General features: G+C 69.3%; 27 protein-coding genes. 3 read left to right on the forward strand and 24 right to left on the reverse strand.

What is annotated here, in order from left to right; genetic code table 11:
* Window positions 1-4 precede the first annotated feature (4 nt).
* The 12 genes from GC106_RS30800 to GC106_RS30855 all read right to left on the reverse strand — a co-directional run bounded on the left by GC106_RS30800 (window position 5) and on the right by GC106_RS30855 (window position 11,966).
* Complete coding sequence (locus GC106_RS30800; protein ID WP_173137908.1) at window positions 5-346, reverse strand: hypothetical protein; 342 nt, start codon at window positions 344-346, stop codon at window positions 5-7.
* Between the two features lie 13 nt (window positions 347-359).
* Window positions 360-794 carry a transport-regulating membrane protein Mce1N gene (gene mce1N, locus GC106_RS30805; RefSeq protein ID WP_173137910.1) on the reverse strand — a complete coding sequence of 145 codons (435 nt, stop codon included), beginning with the start codon at window positions 792-794 and terminating at the stop codon, window positions 360-362.
* 148 nt (window positions 795-942) lie between these two features.
* Window positions 943-1,431, reverse strand: coding sequence for a hypothetical protein (locus tag GC106_RS30810; protein WP_173137911.1), 489 nt, complete (start codon window positions 1,429-1,431; stop codon window positions 943-945).
* A gap of 12 nt (window positions 1,432-1,443) precedes the next feature.
* Window positions 1,444-1,890: a hypothetical protein gene (locus GC106_RS30815; RefSeq protein ID WP_173137912.1), complete on the reverse strand. Its 447-nt coding sequence runs from the start codon at window positions 1,888-1,890 to the stop codon at window positions 1,444-1,446.
* A 16-nt stretch (window positions 1,891-1,906) separates the two neighbouring features.
* Window positions 1,907-2,884 (reverse strand): porphobilinogen synthase, encoded by a 978-nt coding sequence (hemB, locus tag GC106_RS30820; RefSeq protein WP_173137914.1) that lies wholly within the window; start codon window positions 2,882-2,884, stop codon window positions 1,907-1,909.
* Between the two features lie 70 nt (window positions 2,885-2,954).
* Window positions 2,955-4,487 (reverse strand): bifunctional uroporphyrinogen-III C-methyltransferase/uroporphyrinogen-III synthase, encoded by a 1,533-nt coding sequence (locus tag GC106_RS30825; protein ID WP_173137916.1) that lies wholly within the window; start codon window positions 4,485-4,487, stop codon window positions 2,955-2,957.
* Window positions 4,488-4,503: 16 nt separating this feature from the next.
* Window positions 4,504-5,475: a hydroxymethylbilane synthase gene (hemC, locus tag GC106_RS30830; protein WP_173137918.1), complete on the reverse strand. Its 972-nt coding sequence runs from the start codon at window positions 5,473-5,475 to the stop codon at window positions 4,504-4,506.
* A gap of 1 nt (window position 5,476) precedes the next feature.
* Window positions 5,477-6,781 (reverse strand): glutamyl-tRNA reductase, encoded by a 1,305-nt coding sequence (locus tag GC106_RS30835; protein ID WP_173137920.1) that lies wholly within the window; start codon window positions 6,779-6,781, stop codon window positions 5,477-5,479.
* The gene (locus GC106_RS30840) at window positions 6,778-7,572 is read right to left on the reverse strand and encodes a redox-sensing transcriptional repressor Rex (RefSeq protein ID WP_312872999.1); all 795 of its coding nucleotides are present in this window, start codon (window positions 7,570-7,572) and stop codon (window positions 6,778-6,780) included. Before GC106_RS30840 ends, GC106_RS30835 begins: the two co-directional genes overlap by 4 nt.
* A gap of 1,025 nt (window positions 7,573-8,597) precedes the next feature.
* Window positions 8,598-10,112: a molybdopterin-dependent oxidoreductase gene (locus GC106_RS30845; RefSeq protein ID WP_173137922.1), complete on the reverse strand. Its 1,515-nt coding sequence runs from the start codon at window positions 10,110-10,112 to the stop codon at window positions 8,598-8,600.
* Window positions 10,113-10,281: 169 nt separating this feature from the next.
* Window positions 10,282-10,521 carry a glutaredoxin family protein gene (locus GC106_RS30850; RefSeq protein ID WP_173137924.1) on the reverse strand — a complete coding sequence of 80 codons (240 nt, stop codon included), beginning with the start codon at window positions 10,519-10,521 and terminating at the stop codon, window positions 10,282-10,284.
* A 2-nt stretch (window positions 10,522-10,523) separates the two neighbouring features.
* Window positions 10,524-11,966 carry an AMP-binding protein gene (locus GC106_RS30855; RefSeq protein ID WP_173137926.1) on the reverse strand — a complete coding sequence of 481 codons (1,443 nt, stop codon included), beginning with the start codon at window positions 11,964-11,966 and terminating at the stop codon, window positions 10,524-10,526.
* Between the two features lie 193 nt (window positions 11,967-12,159).
* Here GC106_RS30855 and GC106_RS30860 point away from each other — a divergent pair, with 193 nt between their 5' ends.
* The 3 genes from GC106_RS30860 (at window position 12,160) to GC106_RS30870 (ending at window position 14,415) form a co-directional block, all read left to right on the forward strand.
* Window positions 12,160-12,786: a sigma-70 family RNA polymerase sigma factor gene (locus GC106_RS30860; RefSeq protein WP_173137928.1), complete on the forward strand. Its 627-nt coding sequence runs from the start codon at window positions 12,160-12,162 to the stop codon at window positions 12,784-12,786.
* Window positions 12,787-12,901: 115 nt separating this feature from the next.
* Window positions 12,902-13,750: an oxidoreductase gene (locus GC106_RS30865; protein WP_173137930.1), complete on the forward strand. Its 849-nt coding sequence runs from the start codon at window positions 12,902-12,904 to the stop codon at window positions 13,748-13,750.
* Between the two features lie 53 nt (window positions 13,751-13,803).
* A complete protein-coding gene (locus GC106_RS30870; protein ID WP_173137932.1) occupies window positions 13,804-14,415 on the forward strand; it encodes a TetR/AcrR family transcriptional regulator in 612 nt (203 codons plus the stop codon).
* A 7-nt stretch (window positions 14,416-14,422) separates the two neighbouring features.
* On the opposite strand, the gene GC106_RS30875 is transcribed toward GC106_RS30870, so the two are convergent.
* From GC106_RS30875 to GC106_RS30930, 12 genes are all read right to left on the reverse strand, one after another.
* Window positions 14,423-15,355, reverse strand: coding sequence for an HAD family hydrolase (locus GC106_RS30875; RefSeq protein ID WP_173137934.1), 933 nt, complete (start codon window positions 15,353-15,355; stop codon window positions 14,423-14,425).
* 27 nt (window positions 15,356-15,382) lie between these two features.
* Window positions 15,383-16,432: a DUF5667 domain-containing protein gene (locus tag GC106_RS30880; protein ID WP_173137936.1), complete on the reverse strand. Its 1,050-nt coding sequence runs from the start codon at window positions 16,430-16,432 to the stop codon at window positions 15,383-15,385.
* A 47-nt stretch (window positions 16,433-16,479) separates the two neighbouring features.
* A complete protein-coding gene (locus tag GC106_RS30885; protein WP_246367178.1) occupies window positions 16,480-17,460 on the reverse strand; it encodes a lysophospholipid acyltransferase family protein in 981 nt (326 codons plus the stop codon).
* 7 nt (window positions 17,461-17,467) lie between these two features.
* Window positions 17,468-18,496, reverse strand: a complete 1,029-nt coding sequence (locus tag GC106_RS30890; RefSeq protein WP_173137940.1) for an NAD-dependent epimerase/dehydratase family protein — start codon at window positions 18,494-18,496, stop codon at window positions 17,468-17,470.
* Window positions 18,497-18,628: 132 nt separating this feature from the next.
* Window positions 18,629-18,730, reverse strand: coding sequence for a 30S ribosomal protein bS22 (locus GC106_RS30895; protein ID WP_076993459.1), 102 nt, complete (start codon window positions 18,728-18,730; stop codon window positions 18,629-18,631).
* A gap of 106 nt (window positions 18,731-18,836) precedes the next feature.
* Entirely contained in the window at window positions 18,837-19,052 is a 216-nt protein-coding gene (locus tag GC106_RS30900; RefSeq protein WP_173137942.1) for a helix-turn-helix domain-containing protein, read from the reverse strand.
* Window positions 19,053-19,204: 152 nt separating this feature from the next.
* A complete protein-coding gene (proC, locus tag GC106_RS30905) occupies window positions 19,205-20,014 on the reverse strand; it encodes a pyrroline-5-carboxylate reductase (RefSeq protein WP_173137944.1) in 810 nt (269 codons plus the stop codon).
* 19 nt (window positions 20,015-20,033) lie between these two features.
* Window positions 20,034-20,837, reverse strand: a complete 804-nt coding sequence (locus GC106_RS30910; RefSeq protein ID WP_312873022.1) for a thioesterase family protein — start codon at window positions 20,835-20,837, stop codon at window positions 20,034-20,036.
* Between the two features lie 20 nt (window positions 20,838-20,857).
* On the reverse strand, window positions 20,858-21,775 hold the full coding sequence (locus tag GC106_RS30915) for a proline dehydrogenase family protein (RefSeq protein WP_173137948.1): 918 nt from the start codon (window positions 21,773-21,775) through the stop codon (window positions 20,858-20,860).
* Window positions 21,776-22,285: 510 nt separating this feature from the next.
* Window positions 22,286-23,074 (reverse strand): sugar phosphate isomerase/epimerase family protein, encoded by a 789-nt coding sequence (locus GC106_RS30920; RefSeq protein WP_173137951.1) that lies wholly within the window; start codon window positions 23,072-23,074, stop codon window positions 22,286-22,288.
* Window positions 23,074-24,321: an Rv0497 family membrane protein gene (locus GC106_RS30925; RefSeq protein ID WP_217281204.1), complete on the reverse strand. Its 1,248-nt coding sequence runs from the start codon at window positions 24,319-24,321 to the stop codon at window positions 23,074-23,076. The genes GC106_RS30920 and GC106_RS30925 overlap by 1 nt, the downstream gene beginning before the upstream one ends.
* A 49-nt stretch (window positions 24,322-24,370) precedes the next feature.
* The gene (locus GC106_RS30930) at window positions 24,371-25,300 is read right to left on the reverse strand and encodes a Ppx/GppA family phosphatase (RefSeq protein WP_173137953.1); all 930 of its coding nucleotides are present in this window, start codon (window positions 25,298-25,300) and stop codon (window positions 24,371-24,373) included.
* Window positions 25,301-25,337: the final 37 nt, after the last annotated feature.

The raw sequence follows: 25,337 nt of genomic DNA on the forward strand, positions 1-25,337 counted from the left end.
GCCCTCAGGCCCGGTGCTTGGGCCGGGACCGTGCGGCCAGCATCAGCTGGCGGATCGCGTCGACCAGCAGGACTCCGGCGACCGTGCCGGAGAGGATCGCCAACGACATCCAGCTGCCGTAGTACCGGTGCGAGACCAGCGCTGGGCGGCCGTCGTCGAACGTCGTGGTGATGGTCGTGATGGCCTTCGGCCACAGCCAGAACGCCAGCCAGATCAGCCCCGCGGCGACAAGCACCTCCGCCGCCGCGACGAGCGCGCGCTTCGGCTGGTTCAGCTTCGCACGCACCGGCGGCAGATCAGGCAGCTCAGGCTCCTGCTCCGGGGCGGCCTTCGGCTGGGCAGTCACGTCTTGCAGCTTCTCACGAGTCGATCCGCTCGCGTAGGGCAGCCCGCAGCGCCTCACCGTCCTTGGCCCACGCGAGCACAGTCGTGCCGTCGTACAGCTTCACCGGGACGGAGTCGAACTTCCGCGGCACGGCCAGGCCACCACCGAGGACCCGGGCCGCCATTGGCGTACCGACTTCCTCGTCGGCCGCGACGATCTGCTCCAGCGGGATCACCTCCCGGCCCTGCCGCAGCGTGAGATGCGTCAGCTCGACCGAGCAGATCTTGCGCCTGGCCTGCACCCACACCGCTGAGGCACCGGCGAACAGGAACGCGACGATCACCCACGCCGCGGTGTGCACCGGTCCGGTCATCCACTCGACGAGCGCGCCGACGACCGCGAAGATCGGTCCCCACAGCACCGGCCACCACGTGGAACCGGGTTCGGAGTAGAGGACCGGTGCGCTCATGCCTTCTCCTCGCTGTTGGTCACTCGCGTCGCATGAGCGGGCCCTGTGTTGATGATTCGCTCGCAAGCTCGCTCATGCCTTCTCCTCGCTGTTGGTCACTCGCGTCGCATGAGCGGGCCCTGTGTTGACGATTCGCTCGCAAGCTCGCTCATGCCCGCGGCGGCACCTTGCGGAAGCTGCGGAAGTACGCGTTCGACGGCGGCATGTACATGTACACCAGCCCGGCCGCGAGGATCACCACCGCGACCATGCCGATCACCGACGTCGTGCCGACCGCGGACGCCTGCGTCACCAGGCTGAACACCGCCCACGCGGTGAGCAGCGCCCGCGCCCAGTTCTTCCCCGAGCGCATCGCCCACGCGAACGCGATCACCACCAGGGTCAGCACGATCTGCGTGAAGATCAGCATCAGCTTGATCGTGCCAGGCGGCGCCTGCATCTCCGGCTGGTCGGCGGTCAGCTTCAGATACTGCTCGACCGTGGCGTTCAGGTCGAGCAGCTGGATCACCGACATCACGATCGCGCTGAGCACCCAGACCGCGAACGCGATGTTCACTTCCTTCGGCACCGGCGGGCGTTCCGGCTTCTTCTCGGGTGCCGTCGACGATGGCGGAGCGGGGAAAAGCGGATCGGACACGGGAGAGAACTCCTAGACCTCGTTCGTGAAGTAGGTCTTCGCGGTGGCCGGCAGGTACATCGCCAAGGCTCCCACCAGGGACAGCACCACGCCGATCAGCACGACCAGGCTCACCGGGAACAGGATGCTGACCACCAGGTGCACCACACCGGCGATGAGCAGCCTGGTGCGCGCCTTGCGTTCGCCCGCTCGCATCCGGTACGCGAAGTACACGTACAACGAGCCGAACAGGACCGCCAGGATCAGCGTGAGCCAGACGAACGAGTTCGCCCCCGACCGGACCTGGTCGATGTTCAGGCTCGGATTGGCCCGCATCGTGCTGTCGATCAACTGGTTCTTGAAGTAGAAGAACAGCACGGCGTCGATCAGCCCGACCACGGCGGCCGCGATCCACGACCAGAACGACACGCGGATCACCGAAGGCGCGTCTGTGTCACCGCCCGAAATGCGCATCTTCACAGTGCGCACGCTACCCTCAGGCCTCGCGTAGCCAGCCCGCGACCTCGACTGCCCAGTAAGTGAGCACGATGTCGGCACCGGCCCGGCGGATCGACATGAGCGCCTCCATGATCGTGCGCCGCCGGTCCAGCCAGCCGTTCGCGGCCGCCGCCTCGATCATCGCGTACTCGCCGGAGACCTGGTACGCGGCCACCGGGACGTCCGAGATCTCCGCCGTCGCCCTGATCACGTCCAGGTAGGCCAACGCGGGCTTGACCATCACCATGTCCGCGCCCTCGGCCAGGTCGAGCTGGACCTCGCGCAACGACTCGCGGACGTTGGCGGGGTCCTGCTGGTAGGCCTTGCGGTCCCCGGTCAGCTGCGAGTCGACCGCGTCACGGAACGGGCCGAAGAACGCCGAGGCGTACTTCGCCGAGTACGCGAGGATTCCGATGTCCTGGAACCCCGCGTCGTCAAGTGCGCCACGGATCACGCCGACCTGGCCGTCCATCATCCCGCTCGGGCCAAGCACGTGCGCTCCGGCACGGGCCTGCGCGACCGCCATCTCGGCGTAGACCTCGAGGGTCGCGTCGTTGTCCACGTTGCCGTGCGCGTCGAGCACGCCGCAGTGGCCGTGGTCGGTGAACTCGTCGAGGCACAGGTCGGACATGATCACCGTGCTGTCGCCGACTTCAGACTTCACGTCCCGCAGTGCGACGTTCAGGATGCCGTCCGGGTCCGTCGCACCGGAGCCGACCGCGTCGTGGTTCTCCGGGACGCCGAACAGCATCAGCCCGCCGACACCGGCCTGCACCGCCTCGACAGCGGCCTTGCGCAGCGAGTCACGGCTGTGCTGCAGCACGCCGGGCATCGACGTGAGGGCGACCGGTTCGGTCAGGCCCTCCTTGACGAACATCGGCAGGATCAACTGCTCCGGCCGGATCGCCGTCTCGCTGACCAGCCGCCGGAGCGCCGCGGTACGGCGCAACCGACGGGGCCGATGACTCGGAAACATCAGCATCTCCGCTGCTAGAGACTCGTGAGTGTTTATCGGTGTTAGAACACGGATAAACACTCACGAGGGGTTACCTGCGGGCGCGCTTGGTCTTGCGGGGTGGGGGCAGGGCGCCTTCGGCGCGCAGCCGGGCCGCGTGCTCGGCCAGGGCGTCCACCAGCGCCGGGATCTGCGGCACCTCGGGCTGGACGTCCACGCGCAGACCGAACTCACGCGCGGTCTCCGCGGTCTTCGGACCGATGCAGGCGACCAGCGTGCGAGCGTGCGGCTTTCCCGCGATACCCACGAGGTTGCGGACCGTGGAGGACGAGGTGAAGCACACCGCGTCGAAGCCGCCGGTCTTGATCATCTCGCGGGTCTCGGCGGGCGGCGGCGCGGCGCGCACCGTCCGGTACGCGGTCACGTCGTCGATCTCCCAGCCGCGGTCGCGCAGGCCGGCCGCCAGCGTCTCGGTGGCGATGTCGGCCCGTGGCAACAGAACCCGGTCGACCGGGTCGAGGATGTCGTCGTACGGCGGGAAGTCCGCGAGCAAGCCCTCGCTGGACTGCTCACCCGACGGGATCAGCTCGGGAATGATGCCGAACGACCGAACGCGGGCCGCCGTGGACTCACCGACACAAGCGATCTTCACGCCGGAGAACGCACGAGCGTCCAAACCGAACTCGGCGAACTTCTCCCACACCGCACGGACGGCGTTGGTCGACGTGAACACGACCCACTGGTAACGGCCGTCCACCAGCCCCTTGACCGAACGCTCCATCTGCGCCGGGCTCCTCGGCGGCTCGACCGAGATGGTCGGCACCTCGGACGGAATCGCGCCGTGGATACGCAGCCGCTCGCTCATCTCCTGGGCCTGGTCCTTGGTGCGCGGCACCAGGACCTTCCAGCCGTAGAGCGCGCGGGACTCCCACCACGACAGCTTGGACCGACCGGCGACCTCTTGTCCCACAGTGACAACGAGGTGCCCGACGAGCTCACCCGCGTCCGCGGCAAGGGAAGCGAGCGTGGTGTCGATCGTGCGCTGCGACGATCCGGTGCCGTCGGAGGTGACGGCGACCGGAGTCTGCGGCGCGAGACCGTGTTCCACCAACGAGGACGCGGCCTCGGCGAGGTGGCTTGCGCTGGCGTGCAACACGAGCGGGCCCCGCACACCGGCCAGCCCGGCCCAGTCGACCGTGCCGCGAACGTCCACTTCGGTGTGTTGCGAGCCGAGCGCGACACCCGCGTACGCCGGGACCGCCGTGCCCGCGGGGACACCGGGGACCACGTCGAACGCGACGGTGTTCTTCGCGACCGCCTGGGTCTCGGCGACCACCGCGGTCTGCGTCAACGGGTCACCGGCGACCAGCCGGACCACCGAACGGCCCGCCTTGGCCTCGGTGGCGAGGTCCTTGGCGACGTCGGCGGGCTGGCCGACGGCAGGCCGGACCTCCGCGTCGGCCTTGGCGTACGCGAGTACGCCCGCCGGTACGTCCGGGTCGGTCACCACGAGCTCGGCCCGCTCGATCAGCTCGCGTGCGCGAACCGTCAGCAGCCCGGCATCTCCGGGGCCGGAGCCCACGAATGCGACGCGGCCAGGGGCCTTACGTGCATTGGTCGTCATTTCAGGGCACTTCCCATCAACTACGGCTCTCGGGGCCGGACAGCACACCGGCGCCGAGGTCGAGCAGTTCCGCGGCCAGGTCACGGCCGAGCTGCTCGGCAGCGGTCAGGTCACCAGTGGCCGAAGCGCGAAGGAGATCGGCGACCACCGGGTCGCCTGCCTCGTTCTTCGCGTAAACCGCGGCGACACCACGCAACGACAGGCGCATCACCACGCGCCCGTCGTCGTCGAGGTCCTCCACGACATCGGCCAGTGCGCCAACGGGCGCGTTGCAGCCGGCTTCGAGCTTGGCCAGCATGGCCCGCTCAGCGGCTACAGCAGCCCTGGTGGCTTGATCGTCCACAATGGAGCGAAGAAGGTGTTCGACGTCGACGTCGTCGACACGGCACTCGACCGCGAGGGCGCCCTGCGCGGGCGCGGGCAGCATCTGGATCGGTTCGAGCACTTCGGTGATCACGTCGAGGCGGCCGAGCCTGCTCAGACCGGCCTTGGCAAGGACGACGGCATCCAGCTCGCCGTCGGTGACCTTGCGCACCCGAGTGTCCACATTGCCCCGCAGGCCGACGATCCGCAGCCCGAGGCCCAGCGCTTCCAGCTGGGCGGCCCGGCGCGGGGAACCCGTGCCCACGGTTGATCCGGGAGGCAGCTCACCGAGCGTCAACCCGTCCCGCGCCACCAACGCGTCCCGCGGATCCTCGCGCTGCGGCACAGCCGCGAGCGCGAGCCGAGGATCCGGCGCGGTGGGCAAGTCCTTGTACGAGTGGACGGCCACGTCCACTTCGTCGTCGGCGAGCGCGTCGCGAAGGGCTGACGTGAACACGCCGACACCGATCTCGGCGATCGGCTTGTCCGACCGGTCACCGGGAGTGGAGATGGCGACGATCTCGACGTTCACGTCGCCCTCGCGCTCCAGCGCGTCGGCGACTGTCCGGGTCTGCGTCAGCGCCAGTGCGCTGCCGCGGGTCCCGATCCTGATGGTCCGCTTCATGTCAGTGTTCACCGTCCACACGGGACTTCGTGATCGCGTCCGGCTTCGCCGGGTCGAGTGCGAACAACTCGCGCAGCGCGTCGGCATAGCCGGCGCCGGCGGGGTTCGCGGCGAGCTGCTTGACCCGCACAGTCGGGGTGTGCAGCAACTTGTCGACGACGCGACGGACGGTCCGCGCGAGTTCCGCGCGCACGGCACCGTCCAATTCGGGCAGTTTGGAGTCGAGCCTGAGCAGCTCGGCGTCGACGACCTCGGCGGCCCGACGGCGCAACGCGGTGACGGTCGGGGTGACCTCCGCGGAGCGCTGCGCGGCGAGGTACGCCTGGACTTCCTCGGCCACGATCCGCGCGGCCCGGACGGCACCCTGGCCGCTCGGCGCGTCGGCGAGACGCCGTTGCAGGCTTTCCAGGTCGACGACGGTGACGTTGTCGATGTCACCGACGCCGTGTTCGACGTCCCGCGGCAGGCCGAGGTCGCAGATGACCAAAGGCTTGTCGCGCTTGAGGATGTGCGTCTGACGGATGACCGCGGTCACCGCGCCGGTGCACGACACGACCACGTCCGCGACCGCGATGTGCTTCTCGATGTCCTCGAGACCCACGGCGCTGGCGGCGATGCCGTCCTCGGCGAGGGTGTCGGCGAGCCGGGAACCGTTGGCACGCGAGCGGTTCGCGATCACGACCGAACCGATCTCCGCACGGCGCAACGCGGCGACCGCGAGGCCGCCCATCGAACCGGCGCCGACCACGAGCGCCTTGCGCCCGGCCAGACCGTTCAGCACGCTTTCCGCGTCCGACAACGCTTCCGAGACGACCGAGCCACCGGCCTGGTCGAGATCGGTCTCCGAGTGGGCACGCTTGCCCACCCGCAAAGCCTTCTGCGTCAACTCATGCAGGACACGGCCGACCGTGCCCTGTGCACGAGCCACGTTGTACGCGTTGCGCACCTGGCCGAGGATCTGCGCCTCGCCGACGACCATCGAGTCGAGCCCGGCGGCGACAGTGAAGAGGTGCTCGACCGCGGCGCCCGCGTAGTGCACGTAAAGGTGGCGGTAGAGCGTGGCAGCCGGTTCGCCGGAGTGCCGGGACAGCACGTCCACCACGTCCGACAGGCCGCCGTGGAACGCGTCGACGACCGCGTAGACCTCGACCCGGTTGCAGGTCGAGACCAGGACGGCCTCGGCGACGTTGGCGCACTGCAGCAGGTCGGCGAGGACCTTCTCGGTCCGGTCGGCCGGGACCGCGACCCGCTCGAGCAGGTCCACGTCCGCGGTGCGATGGGAGAGCCCAACCGCGAGGACACTCATCGGCCAATCACCACCCCGTCGACATTGCCCAACGCCGACCCGTTGACGTTCATGCTGTCCGCCCTGCGCGCGACGTGGAACGAGAGGATCTGCAGTTCGACGGCGAGGTCGACCTTGCGGACCTCGACGTGGTCCGGAACCTGCAGCACCACCGGCGCGAAGTTCACGATGCTGGCGACGCCGCCCGCGACCAGCCGGTCGCACACGGCCTGCGCGGCGGCGGGCGGCGTGGCGATCACGCCGATGGAGATCTCGCGCTCGGCACAGACCTTGGGGATGTCGTCGATGTGGCTCACCGGGAGGCCGCCGACGGGCACCCCGACCAGATCGGGGTCGACGTCGAAGAGCGCGGCCACGGGGAACCCCCTGCTCGGGAACCCGCCGTAGTTGGCGAGAGCGTGCCCGAGGTTACCGATTCCGACCACGGCGACGCTGTGGCTGCGGGTGAGACCGAGGATGCGCTCGATCTGGTCGACGAGCACGCTGACCTCGTAACCGACGCCCCGCGTGCCGTAGGAACCGATGTAGGAGAGGTCCTTGCGCAGCTTGGCGGAGTTCACACCGGCGGCGGCGGCGAGTTCCTCGGAGGAAAGGGTGACGATGCCCTGCTCGGCCATCCCGGACAGGACGCGGAGGTAGACCGCGAGCCTGGCCACGGCGGCCTCGGGGATCGCCCGCGCGCGCTGCATGGGCGTGTCGGAGACAGGCGGGATCGGCATGGTGACTTCGGCTGCGTTGGGTGCGGCAGGAACATCCCGGTCACCGCCACGCTGCCCACGCGCTGCCGCCACGCTGCTACTCCTCACCGAAACCCGGACTGTTCGCACAACCACCGGAGACTGGAAGGCGTCCGGGGTGATGTGCTTACGGTAGCCACTTGTGAACGAATGCACAAAGTGGCTGGAACTGGGCTTGACGCGGTTCACAACGGCCTGGTCCGACGACCCCATTCGGTCAGCATCCCCGGCCCTGGCGCGGCGCGGAACGTGACTTGACGGACTACCGCGGAAAACCACCCCGGCACGCGCCGTCAGGGCGCGACCGGCATGACAGGCCTCGTCCACATCCGCCAACTCCCCCCGAGCCGCCTCAACCGGACGAATCCGCAGCTCAAGACACCTTTTTCCGTGATCAAACTCCCCCAGCGCACCCCCCACCACTCCCGGGGGGCAGCCCCGCTCCAGTCTACCGGCGGTGCGGGCTGAGCAGGGGGTTCGCAAGTGTGAGGACGGTGTGAACGGTCCGTTCGCACGAGATTCACTCGGGTGGGTGTTGGCAAACTCACGCTGAGGATCTTGTACGCGCTGGTCATCGCGTTCCGGCCGCACTGGGGTTCTTCGGCGGCTGGGGTGCGCTTCGGCCAGTCCTCCGCTTGAGGTGCGGGGTTGCTCACAGTGAAGGACGCCACGCGTGCCCCGGTCGCGTGGCGCTGAGGCGAGCCGCGATCCGCAAAGATGGCCGCCCGTCAACCAATCGCGCGGCCCCGAAGCCACCCACACCCCACAGGGAAGGCCGCCTGCCGACCATTCGCGGGGTGCCAAGGCGAACCTCAATCCGCAAGGTTGACCGCCTGCCGACCGATCGCCCGGCGCCAGCCGCAACCCACAGGGAAGGCCGCCTGCCAACCAATCACGCGGCGCTGAGGCTGACTGGTGCTGGTCGCCGTGTGCCAACCGATGGCGCCGCACTTCCACCGGCTCACACCGGAACAGCCACGACGCTGAAGCCAGCTCACGCCGCCGATCACGAAGAGCCAACCAGCCGCGCCACGCCTCCGCTGCCTCCCGAAGACCGACGTAGCCCGCACACGAAACGGCTAGCTCACGCTGATGCTCACCGTGTGCCAGCCGGTCGCGCCGTCGGGGGCGGGGGCGGCGAGCGCGTCCGTCTGGGTGTAGCCGGTGCGGTCGGTGGCCCGGCACTGGATCGTGTGCTCGCCAGGGGCCAGTTCCAGGTCTGTCTGCCACATTCGCCACGTGTCCGGGTTCACCTCCGTCGCCAGGCTCGCCGGGACCCAGTCCTGCTCGTCGGCACGGACCTCCACTTTCGCGATGCCCCGGGTCTGTGCCCACGCGACGCCCGCGACGGTGACCTTGCCCGCCTTGGCCGACCCGCGTGGTGTGTCGATCCGGGACTGGGTCTTGATCGGGCCGCGTTGCGCCCAGCCTCGTTCCAGCCAGTACGCCTCCTTGTCGGCGAACCGGTTGAACTCCATGTCTACAACCCACTTCGTCGCAGAGACGTAACCGTAGAGGCCAGGCACCACCATCCGGGCCGGGAAACCGTGCTCGACGGGCAGTGGCTCGCCGTTCATGCCGATCGCGAGCAGGCCGCGTTCCATGATGTCGGCGACGGGCGTGCCGCAGGTCCAGCCGTCGGCACTGGTGGAGAACAGTTGGTCGGCACCGGGTTTCACGCCCGCGCCCGCGAGGACGTCCTTGAGCGGCACGCCGATGAAGTTCGAGGTGGAGATCAGGTCCCCGCCGACCTCGTTGGACACACACGCCAGCGTCACCGTGCGTTCGACCAGCGGAAAGCGCCGGATGTCCTCGTAACGCAGGGTCAGTTCGTTGTCGACCGCGCCATGGATGCGCAGGACCCAGTCCTCGGCACGGACTTTCGGCACGCTCAGGGCGGTGTCGATCCGGTAGAAGTCCCGGTTCGACGTCACGAACCGCGCGGTGTGCGGCACGAAGTCCGCACCGGCAGGGACCGGCGCGGCGGGTGTGGCCGGTGTCAGCTGGCCGATCGCGGCACGGGAGCCTTCGACGTCGGTACGGCTGCCCAGCAACTGGCCACCGACCCCGGCGAGCCCGACTCCGGCGACGACGCCTGCTGATGTCTGCAGGAACTTGCGGCGGTCCGCCGACTCGATCGGCGGCCGGGACAGCCGGTGCATCAACCGGAAGACGGCCACTCCGGCGAAGAGGCTGGCGAGCGGCGCGAGGATCGCCAACTGGCCCAGATCGGGCCGGACCATCACCGCGATCAGCCCGAGGGCGCCGACCACGACGGCAACGACCGTGCCCGGGGCAGGGCTCTGCCGTGACAGCAGGCCTGCGAGCGCGGCGAACCCGAGCAACACCACGGCCATGCCCGTCAGCAGCACGACCTTGTCGGCGGTGCCGAACGTGGCGATGGCCCAGTCCTTGACCGGCGCGGGCGTGATGTCGATCGCGGTGTTGCCGACCGCGAGGAACGGCGACGCGTTGGCGTCGAGCAGTCCCGCGACGAGGTGCCCGGCCGCCACCGCCGAAACGACGCCGAGGACAGCCGCCCAGATCGCCCGGCCTGCCGACAGCCTGTTGTCAGAGTTCTCCACGACATCCATTCGACGCCTCGAACCACTCGGCTCGCACCCGTGCACGACGATCGGTAAGAAGTCCGTTACGTTCCCGCTCCCCTGAACGACACCACGCGCGAACGTGTGTTCTCCGATCAGGGAGGACCTCCCCCGACCTACACCGAGGCCAAGTTCACCGAGGTCGTCCAGGCCATGATCACGGACTGCCGAGGGCCGCGCGCAGCCGCGGCTCCTCGACCTTCCAGTACCCGTGTTCCCTGTCGTCGATCAGGATGACAGGGACCCGGTCGCCGTACTCCGCGCGCAGTTCCGGGTCGCTGTCGACGTCCTCCGCGGACCAGGGGACGCCGAGCTCGCCGCAGATCCGAGCGATGTCGGCTTCGGCGACCTCGCAGGCGTGACAGCCCTGCCTGGTCATCACGGTCACATGTGCCACGGTTACACGCTATCCGCCTTGCGCAGCGACGCGCGCCGCAGCTTGCCGGTGATGGAGTGCGGCAGCGCGGTGACGAACTCGACGAGCCCCGGCACCTTGAACTTCGCCAGGCGCGCGGCGCAGTGGTCGCGGACCTGGTCCTCGGTCAGTTCGGCGCCTTCCCGCAGCACGAGCACGGCCTTGACGCGCTCGCCGCTGCGCTCGTCGGGGATGCCGACCGCGGCGGCTTCGGCGACCTCGGTGAGTTCGCCGAGGACCTGCTCGACCTCGTGCGGGTACACGTTGAAGCCGTTCACGATGATCAGGTCGTTGGCGCGGTCGACCAGGTGCAGGTCACCGTCGTTGTCGAGGTAGCCGACATCGCCGGTACGGAACCATCCTTCGGCGTCGGGACCGTGCGCGCCGTCCGGCCAGTACCCGCTGAACAGGTTGGGGCCGCGAACGGACACGACACCCGCGTCCTCGTCCTCGTCGTCACCGCCTGGTGTGCCGTCGCTGTCGACGAGCCGTAGCTCGACGCCGGGCAGCGGCCTTCCCACCGAACCCGGTTTGGCCACGCCTCCCACGAGGGTCCACGTGAGCACGGGACCGGTCTCGGTGAGGCCGTAGCCCTCGTACACGTTCAAACCGGTGGCGCGATTCATGGCCGTGAGCACGCTGGGTTCGAGCGGCGCGGCACCGGAGGTGAGCAGGCGCAACGTGGACAGAGCGCCGGCCAGCCGCTCGGCGGGCACCTGCGCGAACGCTTGGTACATGGGCGGGACGCCGACGATCACGGTGATCCGGAAGTCCTCGCACGCCCGCAGCGCGGGCTCGACGCTGAAGTGGTCCATCAGCACGCCGCTCGCCCCGGCCGACGCGACCTGGAACAGTCCCGGGCCGAGGCCGTACGCGTGAAAGAGGGGCACGGCCAGCAGGACCCGGTCAGTCGACGACACCGGTGCGGGCTTGAGCGAGGCGCACTGTTCGACGTTCGCCAGCAGGGCCCGGTGCGACAACATGACACCACGTGGCGTGCCCGCCGTGCCGGACGTGTAGCACAGCAGCGCGATGTCCTCGCCGCCCGGCGCTCCCCGGACCAGGTCGGCGGAGGCGTTCAGGTCGGGCGCCTGGTCGGTGACGACCTTCGGCCTGCTGTCTTCGAGGATTCGCTCGCGCTCGCGGCCGGGCAGGTCGGCCGCCATCGGCACGGCCACCGCACCGGCGCGAATCGCCCCGAACAGGGCGATGACAAACCCGATGCCGGTGGGCAGCTGGATGGCGACCCGGTCGCCCGGTTGTACGTCCGCGTCGAGCAGGCGGCGGGCCTCGGCGTTCACCGCGTTGTCGAGCTTTGCCCAGCTCACCGCGTTGTCGGTGGCCGCTTCGGCGAACGCGAGGCGGTCCGGCACCCGCTCGGCCGCGTTGGCGACCAGGTCGGACACGTTGCGCGGCGCCTCGCTCATGCGAACCTCACTTCTGTCGTGGCCTTCTCGCGACACGCAGTGTGGCATGCCCCACTCGCGTCATGCAGGTGCTCTTCTCGTGTCTCATTCTCATACTTCGACCCGCTACCTACTTTGCAGTAACAACACGTATGCTGCGTTACGGCTCTGGTGCGGCGGTGCGGTCGCCCAGGGAACCGACGAGGGAGTACCGATGCCTTCACCGTCGTGGCAGGCGCGTTCCAGCGCCGAGACACGGCTGGATGCCGGCTCGGAACAGGAGCCGGACGCCGAGCACCGCCAGGCCTGGGACCTGGTGCACAGTGCCCAGCGCGGCGACACCTCGGCTTTCGGCAAGCTCTATGGGCGTTATGTCGACGTTGTCTACCGGTATGTCCTGATCCGCCTGGGCGACAAGGAACTCGCCGAGGACGTCACCAGCGAGACCTTCCTGCGAGCCCTGCGACGCATCACGTCGGTCAGCTACCAGGGCCGTGACGTCGGCGCCTGGCTGGTGACCATCGCCCGCAACCTCGTCCTGGACCACGTCAAGTCCAGCCGCTACCGGCTCGAGGTGACCAAGGCCGAGGTGGACGACGGCCGGACGGTGCAGGCAGGTCCCGAGCAGCAGGTGCTCTCCAAGATCACCAACGCCGAGTTGCTGAAGTGCATCCAGCAACTCGGCGACGACCAGCGCGAGTGCATCGCCCTGCGCTTCTTACAGGGCCTGTCCGTCGCGGAGACGGCAGAGCTGATGCACCGCAACGAAGGCGCCATCAAGGCGTTACAGCACCGAGCCGTGCGCCGTCTCGCCCAGCTGCTGCCCACCGGCCTGCGCTGAACCCCTCCGACCCCCGTTCGGGGTCGCACTCCGCCCGCGTTTTTCGACGTCGTGTTGTTTAAAGTCGACATGGTGTAGATTTTTCGGGGAGGACCATCCCGAAACCGGAGTGACCATGACCAAGACCTTTCTGATCACCGGCGTCAGCAGCGGCCTCGGCCGGGCGTTCGCCCAGGGCGCGCTCGCGGCCGGGCACACCGTCGTCGGCACCGTCCGGCGGCCGGACGACCTGGCCGCCTTCGAGGCGTTGCAGCCGGAGCGGGCGATCGCCCGGCTGCTGGACGTCACCGTGGACGACGCGGTCTTCGCGCTCGTCGAGGAGGTGGAAGCCGAGATCGGGCCGATCGACGTGCTGATCGCCAACGCCGGCTACGGCCACGAGGGCGTGTTCGAGGAGTCGCCGATGGCCGAACTGCGGGCCCAGTTCGCCACCAACGTCTTCGGCGTGGTCGCCACCGTGCAGGCCGTCCTGCCCGCCATGCGGAAGCGCCGTTCCGGGCACATCTTCGCGGTCAGCTCGATGGGCGGGTTGATGACCGTGCCCGGGCTGGCCTACTACTGCGGCAGCAAGTACGCCGTCGAGGGCATCCTCGAAGCCGTCAGCAAGGAGGTGGCCGGGTTCGGCGTGCACGTCACGCTGATCGAACCCGGCTCGTTCCGGACGGACTGGGCAGGCCGGTCCATGGTCCGCTCGGACCGTTCGATCGCGGACTACGACACGTTGTTCGAGCCCATTCGTGCGGCACGCCAAGCGGCCAGCGGCAACCAGTTGGGCAATCCGGCGAAGGCGGCCGAGGCGGTACTGACCGTCCTGGAGTCACCTGCTCCGCCGACGCACCTGGTGCTCGGTTCCGACGCGCTGCGACTGGTCACCGCGGGCCGTGCGGCGGTCGACGAGGAGATCCAGCAGTGGGCGGACCTGTCCCGCTCGACCGACTTCCCCGAGGGCCACCAGCTCTCGTGACAAGATCTGCCCGCTGGTTCCGGCACGGCGAAGCATGGAGGTGACGGCGCGACATGGCCACCACGCGCAAACGGCGTGACACGCCGCGCAAAGGCGACCTTCGCGAACAAGCCATCCTCGACACCGCCGAGGCGCTGTTGGACCACGAGCACGTCGAGCCGATGACCGTGGAGACGATCGCGAAGGGGGCGGGGATCTCCCGCGCTTCGCTCTACTTCTACTTCGGCTCCAAGCAGGAAGTCCTCACCGCACTGGTCGCGCGAACAGTCGCCGTGCTGGTCGAGGACGCACGCGCCGCTTCGGACGACGTCGACTCACCGCCGTTGGAGACCGTGCGCGGCGCCGTGCGCCTGACGGAGAAGATGTGGCGGGAGCACGGCCGCGTGATGCGCGCGGCCGTGGACTTCTCGCCGAGCGTGCCGGAGATCGAGCGGCTGTGGAACGACACCGTGGCGGTCTACATCGACGCCATGACCAAGGTCCTTGTCCGTGCGGGAGTTTCCGACGGACCAGGACCGACCGGTGCGGCGGCACTCGCGCACACACTGTGCTGGATGACCGAACGAGCCTTCTACCTCGCGTCGCAGAACGGCGACGAACAGGACCTGCACGCCGCCGGGACCACCTGCGCGGAGATCTGGTGCCGCACCGTCACCGGAGCCTGAAACCGCGCTAGGACAAGCGTTTGCGGTACGCCAGGCCTGCCGCGATCGCACCGGCCAGAGCACCGGCGCCGAGCACGGACGGGACACCGATCTTGGCCGCCTTGCGGCCGGTCCGGAAGTCCCTGATCTCCCAGCCGCGTTTGCGGGCCACGTCCCGCAACTCGCCGTCGGGGTTGATCGCCACGGCCGTGCCCACGACCGACAGCATCGGCACGTCGTTCACCGAGTCCGAGTAGGCCGTGCAGCGACGCAAATCCAGGCCTTCCCGCGCGGCGAGAGCGCGGACGGCGTGGGCTTTGGCCCGGCCGTGCAACATGTCGCCGACGAGCTTGCCGGTGTAGACACCGTTCTCACTGCCGAGGACCGTGCCCAGGGCACCGGTCAGACCGAGGCGGCGGGCGATGATCGCGGCGAGGTCGACCGGGGTGGCGGTGACGAGCCAGACGCGCTGACCGGCGTCCATGTGCATCTGGGCGAGGGCACGGGTGCCCGCCCAGATCTTGTCGGCCATCAGCTCGTCGTAGATCTCCTCGCCGTGCGCCCGCATCTCCTCGACGCTGTGGCCGGCGATGAAGCTCAGGCCCGTCTCCCTGCTCCTGCGGATGCCTTCCTTGCTCTCGCTGCCGATCAGCCGGAACTTGGCCTGTTCGAGCGCGAACCGGGCGAGGTCACCGGTGGTGAAGAACTTGCGGGCGGCCATCCCGCGGGCGAAGTGGAAGATCGACGCGCCCATCATCATCGTGTTGTCCACGTCGAAGAACGCGGCCGCGGTGAGGTCGGGCGGACCGGTCACCGGCGGGGCTTCGGTCTCCATCGCGACAGCGGCGTCGGCGGACGCCGCACCGGCGAGCGCGGCCAGCCGCTCGAGCTCCGGTTGCTTGTCCTTGTCGCGCCTGCGGGTCACCACCGAGCCTCCGGGAACGTTACGAGTTACCCCCATCCAGACAGGGTACTGACCCGAACGGCGTCACCCGACGCGGATCGCCGGGAGTCCAGGCAGCAAGGGGGGAACTTCCAGAATCGGCACGGGCAACCGCGGCTGGCTGGGCGCCGTCGGCACGGCGGGCGTCGGGATGCTGGGTGTCGGTGCCGGAGCGGGCACCAACGGGACTGGCGGAGCGGAGGTCACGGCGGGCGGTGGTGTCGGCTGTGCGGGCACGGGTGGTGGTGCGGGGTAGGAGGCTTGAATCCGAGGTGGCACAGGCTGTACGGGGGCGCTCGGGGCACCGGGCGCAACGCTGTTCGATGTGTCGCGGTGGCACGCGTCGGTGGCGGGCAACGCGCCCACCTCGTCCGAGCTGCCGGTGGTGATCTGGTAGCAGTCAGCCCGTCCCAGCAAGACCTCCGCACGGCCGGCGATCTTGTCCAGAAGTTGCCGGGACGTCTCGGTACGGCTCTGCACCTGCGGCGGCAACTGCGGGTGCACCGCGATCAGCCTGCTCTTCTGCTGACCGGCCCACGCCCGCAGGGAGTCGAGCTGCCGCACGTCGCCGCGCGTGGCCAGGGCGATCAGCTGGCGTGCGGCCTGCGTCGCGTCGGCGTCGAAGTCCGTCAACGCGGTGAGGTACCCGCCGACCGGGGCATCGGCCGGATCGGGATGGCGCTGCGCCAGGGTCTCCAGCTCGCCGACCCTGGCATTGGCGAACTCCAGGTGTTTCAGGGCCTTGGACTCGTCACCGAACGTCAGCCCGAGTGACGCCGCCTCGGCGGTGCGCTTGACGCCGTACAACGTGTCGCCGGGCAAAGCGTCACGTGACAGCAGCAGGCTCATCCCGGCCAGCGCGAAGACCAGGACCACGGCCGCCGCGGCCGCGACGAGAAACCGGCCGCGGCGCGAGCTGATCGCGGGCGTGGCCTTGGCCAGCATCCGCGCCCGCGCCGCCTCGTCCGGTCCGATGTCCAGGCCACGCAACGCGGCGACGATCGCGAGCTCGGTCTCGAACTCGGGGCCGGCGGCGCCGGCGTCCAGGGCACGGGCAAAACGCTCGGCCTGGTCACCAGTCGGTCCGCTGTCCACACCTGGATAACGAACCGGGGCGACCGACAGTTACGCGCTCGGTCGCGTCAGCCCCGGAAGATGCCCGGACGCTGCGCCAGCAACCGGTACAGCGTCTGCTGGATGGTTTCCCGCACCTGGTCGGAGAGGTTGAACACGATCATCGGGTCGTCCGCGTCGGCCGGGTCGTGCCGGTCGGTCCGGATCGGCTCGCCGAACTCGATGTACCACTTCGACGGCAACGGGATCGCACCGAGCGGGCCCAGCAGCGGGAACGTCGGCGTGACCGGGAAGTACGGGAACCCGAGCAGCCGGGCGAGCGGCTTGAGGTCGCCGATCTTCGGGTAGATCTCCTCGGCGCCCACCACCGACACCGGGATGATCGGAACACCGGTCCTCAGCGCGGCCGAGACGAACCCGCCCCGGCCGAACCGCTGGAGCTTGTACCGGTCGGAGAACGGCTTGCCGATGCCCTTGAAGCCCTCCGGCCACACGCCGACCAGTTCACCCGCGGTCAGCAGCCGCTCGGCGTCGGCGTTGCACGCCAGCGTCTGGCCGGTCTTGCGGGCCAGCGCGCCCAGCACCGGCACCTGGAACACCAGGTCGGCGCCGAGCATCCGCAGGTAGCGGTTCGGCGAGGTGTTCTCGTGCACCGCGATCCCGGTCATCACCGAGTCCAGCGGCACCGTGCCGGAGTGGTTCGACACGATCAGCGCGCCGCCCTCGGACGGCAGGTTCCCGGTGCCGATCGCCTCGACCCGGAAGTACTTCTCGTAGATCAGCCGCAGCGGCGGCAGGATGACGTTCTCGGTGAGCTGCTCGTCGAACCCGAACTCGTCGACCGCGTAGTCCCCGGTCAGCCGCTTTCTCAGGAACCCGATCGCGTCGGCGAGGCGTTGTTGCACGCCGCCGGCGGGTTGTGCAGCGGGACGCAACGGGGTGGGCGCGACAGCCGGCCGGGCGGCGCCGTTCCTCCCAGGACCAGCGGTGCGGTTTGACCGACGACGTTGTTCGGGGCTGCGCAGCGGAATCACTCTGGCTTCCTGCATGAGCCTTTCACCCATCGGTTCGGCGGATCCTGTTCTCCAGGACGGCGAGGCGCTCCGGGTTCAGCACCGGGTGCATGCCTCGGCCGTGTACGTAGTCATCGAACGCCTGACGCGTGCTCCACCGCGGCGTGAAGCCGAAATCCCGTTTCAGCCGGGTGGTGTCCACGACTCGGCCGAAGTTCAGGAACTGGATCTGGTCGTTCGAGAAGTCCACGCCGCGAGCGTTGCGGAACACGCGTGCGGCCGCGGGCATGGCGACTCGCGGCACCGGCACGTTGACGCGGCCGGCCCGGCGGATCGCCTGGGACAACGTGAGCACACCGTCCCCGCCGACGTTGTACACGCCGGGATGGTCGGCTGTGGTGGCGCGTTCGAGGACGGCCAACGCGTCCTCCGGGTGCAGCAACTGCACGCGCGCGTCGTAGCCGAGCACGGTCGGCACGACGGGCAAGGAGAAATACCGCGTGAGCACGGTGTCGATGCCCGGTCCGATCAGGTTCGTCAGGCGCAAGGTGGTCACACGCACGTCAGGACGACGGCGTGCGAAACCGCGCACGTACCCCTCGACTTCGACCGCGTCCTTGACGTACCCGCTGCTGGAGATGTCCTTCGGCGCCATGTCCTCGGTGCAGACGGCGGGCACGCGCGCACCCGCGCCGTAGACCGCCGCGCTGGACTTCACCACGAGCTTGCCGACCTGCGGCGAACGCTGGCAGGCCGCCAGCAGCTGCATGGTGCCGATCACGTTCATCTCTTTGATCGCCGTGCGGCGGGCCGGTCCCGGCGGGCCGGTCGTGGTCGCGGCGTGCACGACCGTGTCCACCCGCGCCGAGGAGATGACCTTGGCGATCAGCGGGTTGCGGATGTCGGCGCGGACGAACTCCGCCCGGCCCATGGACTTCAACAGGTCCCTGGCGGGCGGAGCGGTGTCCACTCCGAGCACTCGCTCGATGTCCGGGTCGGCGGCGAGGCGTGCGGCCAGATGTGCTCCGACGTACCCGCCTGCACCGGTGACCAAGACGACCTTGGGCGTCATTCGATCCCCTCTACAGGCGTGCTGACGGCCGGAAGCCTACTCGCCCGCCGCGCCAGGACCCGTACCGAGAAACGAGGTATTAACGCAGGTCACGCGGGTTCCAGCAGTTATCACCCGATCGGCTCAAGCCGGTTACTTGCCCTGCTTACGACGCGCGTGCCTGGTCTTGCGCAGCAACTTGCGGTGCTTCTTCTTGGACATGCGCTTGCGTCGCTTCTTGATAACCGAGCCCATACGGGTTCCTTGCCTTGTCTGTTGGTGGATCGTCTTGCGCGCAGGGCCGCTTTCAGGGCATACGCACGAACGACCGCCGAGTTTACCCGGCGGTCGCCCGGTGGTTTCATCCAGCGTCGAAGTAGGCGTTCTCGAGGTAGGTGTGGACCGCCTTCTCCGGTACCCGGAACGACTTCCCGACCCGCACCGCGGGCAGTTCGCCGGAGTGCACCAGCCGGTACACGGTCATCTTCGAGACCCGCATCATCTTGGCCACCTCGGCCACGGTCAGGAACTGCACCTGGGTGATCGTGGTGGGTTCACTTCTCTTGTTGGTCGGCATGGTTCACGCGTCCTTAGCCACGCGTCGCGCTGCCGATCTTCCCCATCGACAGTATCGACACGCACGTGCTTCTCAAGAGAGTAGCGGGACACGTGTGACACATGCGACCTCCATGAGGGCTACGCCGCATCACCCCACGTGAGCAGCCTGGATCAGTCCTCGTGCGCCTTGCCGAGCTCCTGCGAACGGTCCCGCGCGGCCTCGATCGCGGCCAGCAGGGCGGCCCGCACGCCGTGCTTCTCCAGCTCCCGGATCGCCATGATCGTCGTACCCGCGGGCGACGTGACGGCCTCCCGCAGGATCACCGGGTGCGTTCCGGTCTCGGCCAGCATCGTCGCCGCGCCGACCGCCGACTGGATGATCAGCTTCTCGCTGATGTTGCGCGGCAGGCCGAGCAGGATGCCCGCGTCGATCATGGCCTCGACCAGGTAGAAGAAGTACGCCGGGCCGGAGCCGGACAGCGCGGTCACCGCGTCCTGCTGCGGCTCGGGCAGCCTGATCACCTCGCCGACCGTGGACAGCAGCTCCTCGACCAGGTCCAGGTGCTCCGGCTTGGCGTGCTTTCCCGGCGAGATCACGCTCATCGCCTTGCCGACCAGCATCGGCGTGTTCGGCATCACCCGGACGACCGGCACGCTGTCGGGCAGCTTGCGCTCGTACAGCGACGTCGGCAGGCCCGCGCACAGCGAGACGACCAGGTTGCGGTCGTTGACGACCGGCGCGAGGTCCGCCAGCACCGGGTCGATGTCCTGGGGCTTCACCGCGACGACAAGCACCTCGGCCTCGGCGGCCGCGGTGGGCACGTCGACCGCGCGCAGGCCGTACTGCTTGGTCAGCTCGGCCGCGCGCACCTCGTAGCGCTCGGTGAACAGCAGCTCCTCCGGCTTGCGCCCGCCGGACAGCAGCCCGGACAGCAGCGCCTCACCGATCTTGCCAGCCCCCAGCACAGCGATGGTCGTCATGACCCGTAAGCGTGCCAGATCAGCCGGTCGTCGCCGTCAGGGCCAGCTGCCGGGCCTGACAGACCAGGCGGCCCGTCGAGTCGACCACGGTGGCGTCCGAGTCGAACCACGCGCCGTGCACGGCCCGGCAGTCGACCTGGATACGCAGCCAGCCCGGCGCGGGCCGCGACCTCAACAACGCGGTCAGCTGCACAGTGGGGGACCAGCCCATGCGGCCGAGGTTGAACGTGACCGGCATCGAGATGTCCCCGGCGACAAGCGCGAACAACGGGTCCGCGTGCTCGCCGCGTGGACGCGCCCACAGCCGTAACCGCAACGGGTCGCCGACGTGTCCGTGCAGGAATCCCGCGCCGGACGGGTCAAGCCGCACGTCGCAGCCCTCGGTCAGCCGGAACATCGACGCCGACGGCAGCGTGGAGATGTCGATGGCGTTGCCGGGCGGTTCGGCGGACTGGTTCGGCAGATCCGTCCACGCGGCACGGTCGCGCGGCAACCTGCCCGTGGTGATCACGGCCTCGATGCAGCTACGGCCCCGCTGTTCGAGGTTGACCGCGACCACAGTCGCCTGCCTGCCGGTCTTGCGGACCTCGGTACGCAGCAAGGCAGGACCGACGCCAGGCGAGTGCAGGAACTGCGCGCTCACCGCCAGCGGGTCCACCAACGGCGTGCCGTTGCCGGTGTGCAACGCGACCGCCGTCTTGGCGAGCAGCGCGAGCAGGAAACCGCCGTGCGGTTTGCCGCCGACCGTCCACTCCGCGGGCAGTTCGGCGGTGAAAGTGCCATCGCCGAGCGGCCGGATGGCGGCGGCTGTACTGAACGAGATCACGTTACTTCCTCGCCCGTTCACGAATAGCTGACCAGTGCGCGCGCGAAGAACGTTGTGTTGGCGGGTCTTTCGGCCAGCCGACGCATCAGATAGCCGTACCATTGAGAGCCATAGGGCACGTAGACCCGCACAGTCTCCCCCTCCCTCGCCAACCGGCGCTGTTCGTCTGGCCGGACTCCGAAAAGCATCTGGTACTCGTAGGTCCCCGGCTTCCGGTCATACCAACGCGCCCGTTCAGCGACGATACGCACCAGACGGGGGTCGTGGGTTGCGAACATCGGGTACCCATCGCCGGCGAAGAGAGCGTTCACACAGCGGACATAGCCGAGGTCGACCTCGTGCCCGCGGAACGCGACCGACTCCGGTTCGTCGTACGCACCCTTCACCAACCGGACACGGGTGTCCGCGAGCGCGACGCAGTCGTCGAGCGTGCGACGCAGGTAGCTCTGCAGGACGGCCCCGGTCGACGGCCAGGTGCGGCGCAGTTCGGCGAGCACGCGGAGAGTCGAGTCGGTGGTGGTGTGGTCCTCCATGTCGAGGGTGACCGTGGTGCCGCACTGTTCGGCGGCGGCACATACGCGTGATGCATTGGCCAACGCCACCCGCTCGTCCAGCTTCTGGCCGACGGCGGACAGTTTGACGCTCACCTCGGCCCTGGCCGAAAGGCCCTCGGCGTGCAGGGCGTCGAGCAGTTCGAGGTAGGCGCGGACGTTCAGATCGGCCTGCTGGGCGTCGGTGACGTCCTCGCCGAGGTGGTCGAGGGTGACCGACCTCCCGGAGGCGACGAGGTCCCGGGTCACGCCGATCGCGTCGGCCGTCCGGTCCCCGGCGACGAACCGCCGGACGACATCTCGGCTGACCGGGGCGGTGGCGACCAATCGACGGATCGCGTCGTTGCCGGCCGCCGCGAGGATCAGCGATCGCAGCGGGTGCACGGACAGACTCTACGACCCCACGGCAAGATCATTTCGGCCTGGATCCCTTTTGTGACCACGCGCCACCGAAAGCCCGGCGCGAATCCACGCTGCCGCGAAGCCCATCTCACGCTGCCGCAAGCGCGACCCACGCTGCCGCGAAGCGCATCCCGCGTGCCGCGAAGCGCCACCCACGGCGCCGCGAAGCCCATCTCACAGCACGGCAATGCGCGATCCACGGCGCCGCGAAGCGCATCCCGCGTGCCGCAAAGCGCATCTCACCGTGCCGCAATGTGCGACTCGCGGTGCCGGAATGGTGGACACGCGGTGCCGGAATGGTGGACACGCCTCAGGGCCGTGCGCCCGGAACCCGCCGTCCACCACGCATTCGCCATCACCCGCCCCCAGGTATGCCCCCGCCCTTCCCGGGGGCCGGCCCCGCTTCCATTCTAGTCGGGGTTGGGGCTGGTCAAAGGGTTGCCGGGCGGTTGTGGACAACCGGATTTGCCGAAGGTGCCATCGGTACGGGCGTCAGCGGTCGAGGTGCAGGCGCGCGAACAACAACGCCTCGGCGAGGTCCTTGGCGCGTTCGGCGGGGTTGCGGGCGTTGCGGGTGTTGGTCTCCAGGACCACCTGGCCGTCGAACCCGTTTGCTGCCAGCGTTTCGCAGAGCTCGGCGCAGGGCTGGTTGCCGCGGCCCGGCACGAGGTGTTCGTCGCGCGGCAGGCCGGTGCCGTCCGCGAGGTGGATGTGCCGGAGGCCGGAACCCATGCGTTTCGCCAGTGCCAGTGCGTCTTCCTGCGCGGCGGCAGTGTGCGAGAGGTCCAGCGTGTAGTGGCGGTGGCCCGCGTCGGTCGGGTCGGTCGACGGCGTGAACGCCGACATGCTTCTGGCTCGCGCCAACGGTTTGACCGGGAACATGTTCTCGACCGCGATGGCGACGCCGGACTCGTCTTCCAAGGACGCCACCAGATCCGGAAACTTGTCGGCGTAACGGCGTTGCCAACGGAAGGGCGGGTGCACGACGACCGTGGGCGCGTGCAGGTCGACGGCGGCCTCGACGGCACGGCGTAGCCGTACCTCTGGGTCCGGCGACCAGATCCGTTGCGTGATCAGCAGGCACGGCGCGTGCACGGCGAGCACTGGCACGCCGTGGTTACGGGCGCAGCGGCGCAACGCGTCGACGTCCTGGCTGATCACGTCGGCCCAGACCATCACTTCGACGCCGTCGTAGCCCAGGGCGCCCGCGATCTGGAAGCCTGCGGCCGCGTTCTGAGGCCATACGGACGCCGTCGACAGTCCGACCGGGATGCGGGCCACTACTTGGCTAGCAGGAGCATGGCCGCCGGCGACACCGTGACGACCAGACCGACCAGGACCGTCAGGATCGTGGTCTGGAGGTCGTCGGCGCGCCGGATCTTGCGCACCACCCAGACCAGACCGACGATCACCACGAGGGCGACGATCAGCGCCGCGGCGGGCAGCTGGCCCCACAGCCAGTTGAAGCCCAGCCAGAGCGCCGCGCCACCGACCACGCCGATGGCGAGCTGCCCGGCCATGGACAGCCACTCCTTGACCGCCGAGCCGGACTTCTCCTCCTCTTCCGGCTCGTCCAGGTCGTCGAAGTCGTCCTCGGCCACCGGGCGGGCGTGCTCGACCGACGGCATCGACGGCCGGGAGTCGTAGTCGTCCTCCTCACGTTCGAGGCCTTCGACGAACTGCGTCGCCTCACCGCCCGCGCCGACCGGCTCGAAGCCGTGGTACTCGGTCGGGTAGTTGTCCGGCTCGTCCGGTTCGTGCTGGGGGAACGCGGGCTGCGGCATCGGCATGGACCGCTGGGACCTGGCGACGCGGTGCGGCGCCGGGTGCTGGCCCGTGTGCGTGCCCGGACCGGCGTTCGGCCCTGGCGGCAGCTCGTCCGGGATCCGGGGCATCTGCTCGGTGACGCCTTCGATCGGCATCCGCGGCGGCTGCTCGACCGCCGGGACACGCATGTCGCTGCGGCTGTCCTGACGGCCGTCCAGGCGAGCGGCGAGGCCACCCGGCTCGGCGGGCGGCGCTGTGCCCGGAGGTGGTGTCGGCCACTGCGCGCTCGGCTGCGGTTGCGGCTTCGGGCGTGGCATCGACTGTGAGTTCTGCGGCAGCCTGCGCTGCTCGGTCGGCGCACGGCGCTCCGCCGGGGGAGGCGGTGGCGCGACGGGCGGCATCGCCCGCGTCTGCTGCGCGGCCTGGGGTGGCGGGACGGGTGCCGGTGGAGGTGGCGGCGGTGCCGCGGGCTTCGGCTTCGGCAGCTGGGCCGACGACTGGCCACCGGGCACCGGCCGGTGCCTGCTGCCGGTCGACGGTTGCCGCCGGTCGCCGCCCTGGTCCTCGGCCGGCAGTCTGGGCAGGTTGCCGCTGTCGGAAAGGACCCGCTCGATGATGGCCTGGGGAGCGGTCTCCTCGGCGTCATCGGCACGGCGGCGGCGCCTGCGCGGCGTGCTCTCATCCGAGCTGCCGCCATACTTGGCGAGCAACTCGGCCACCGTGCGCTGAGTGCGCTCCGGCCCTTCCTCTCCTCGTGTCATCTCTTCCACCGTGCCCAATGCGGGCGCAACAGTCCAGTGCTCCGCGCCGTCATTTCGGTTCCTGGTCCAACCGCCGCAGAATGACACCCTCGCGCAAGGCCCACGGGCAGATCTCCAGTTCCGGCTGTCCTAACGCGCGCATCGTGGCTTGCGCCACAAGCGCGCCCGCGACCAACTGGTGCGCGCGGCTCGCGCTCACACCCTCCAGCTCGGCCAGGTCGCTCGCGGACATCCGGGAGATGAACGCGAGTAACTGGCGCAGGCCGGCCTCGGTGAGCACCCGGCGCACCCGTGGTCCGGATGAGGATGGCGCGGCACCGGTCAACCTGGCCAGTGACCGAAAGGTCTTCGATGTCGCGACCACCCGATCGGGTTCGCCGTACTTGAGCATCTTCTTGGCCACCGGCGCAAGCTGATCTTCCAGCCAGTCCGCCGTCTCGGCGGTCTCGGCGCGGCTCGGCGGGTCGCTGCGGAACCGCGTCCTGGTCAGCCTGCCCGCGCCGAACGGGACCGACACGGCCCGGTCGGGATTCTCGTCACGGCCGACCGCTAACTCCAGTGAGCCGCCGCCGATGTCCAGCACCAGCAGCCTGCCCGCGGACCAGCCGTACCACCGCCGCGCGGCCAGGAATGTGAGTCTCGCCTCGTCCTCACCGGTGAGGACCTGGAGGTCCACCCCGGTCTCGGTGCGCACCCGCTCCAGCACCGCGGCGGCGTTGTCCGCCTCACGCACCGCCGATGTGGCGAACGCCATGAGGTCCTCGCAGCCGAGGCCGGCCGCCGACCGCTTGGCCGTCGCCACGGTGCGGACGAGCTCGTCCGCACCATGTTTCGACAGTTCACCCGCCTTGTTGATGCGCTCGGCCAGGCGCAGCACCGTCTTCTCGGAACGCGCCGGGAGCGGGTGGGCACCCCGGTGCGCGTCCACCACCAACAGGTGGACGGTGTTGGACCCGACATCGAGTACGCCTAGGCGCATAGACCGAAACGTTACCTGGCGGTTGGACCGGCCCGCC

The sequence above is a fragment of the Kibdelosporangium persicum genome (genome assembly GCF_013280595.1).
Lineage (GTDB): Bacteria > Actinomycetota > Actinomycetes > Mycobacteriales > Pseudonocardiaceae > Kibdelosporangium > Kibdelosporangium persicum.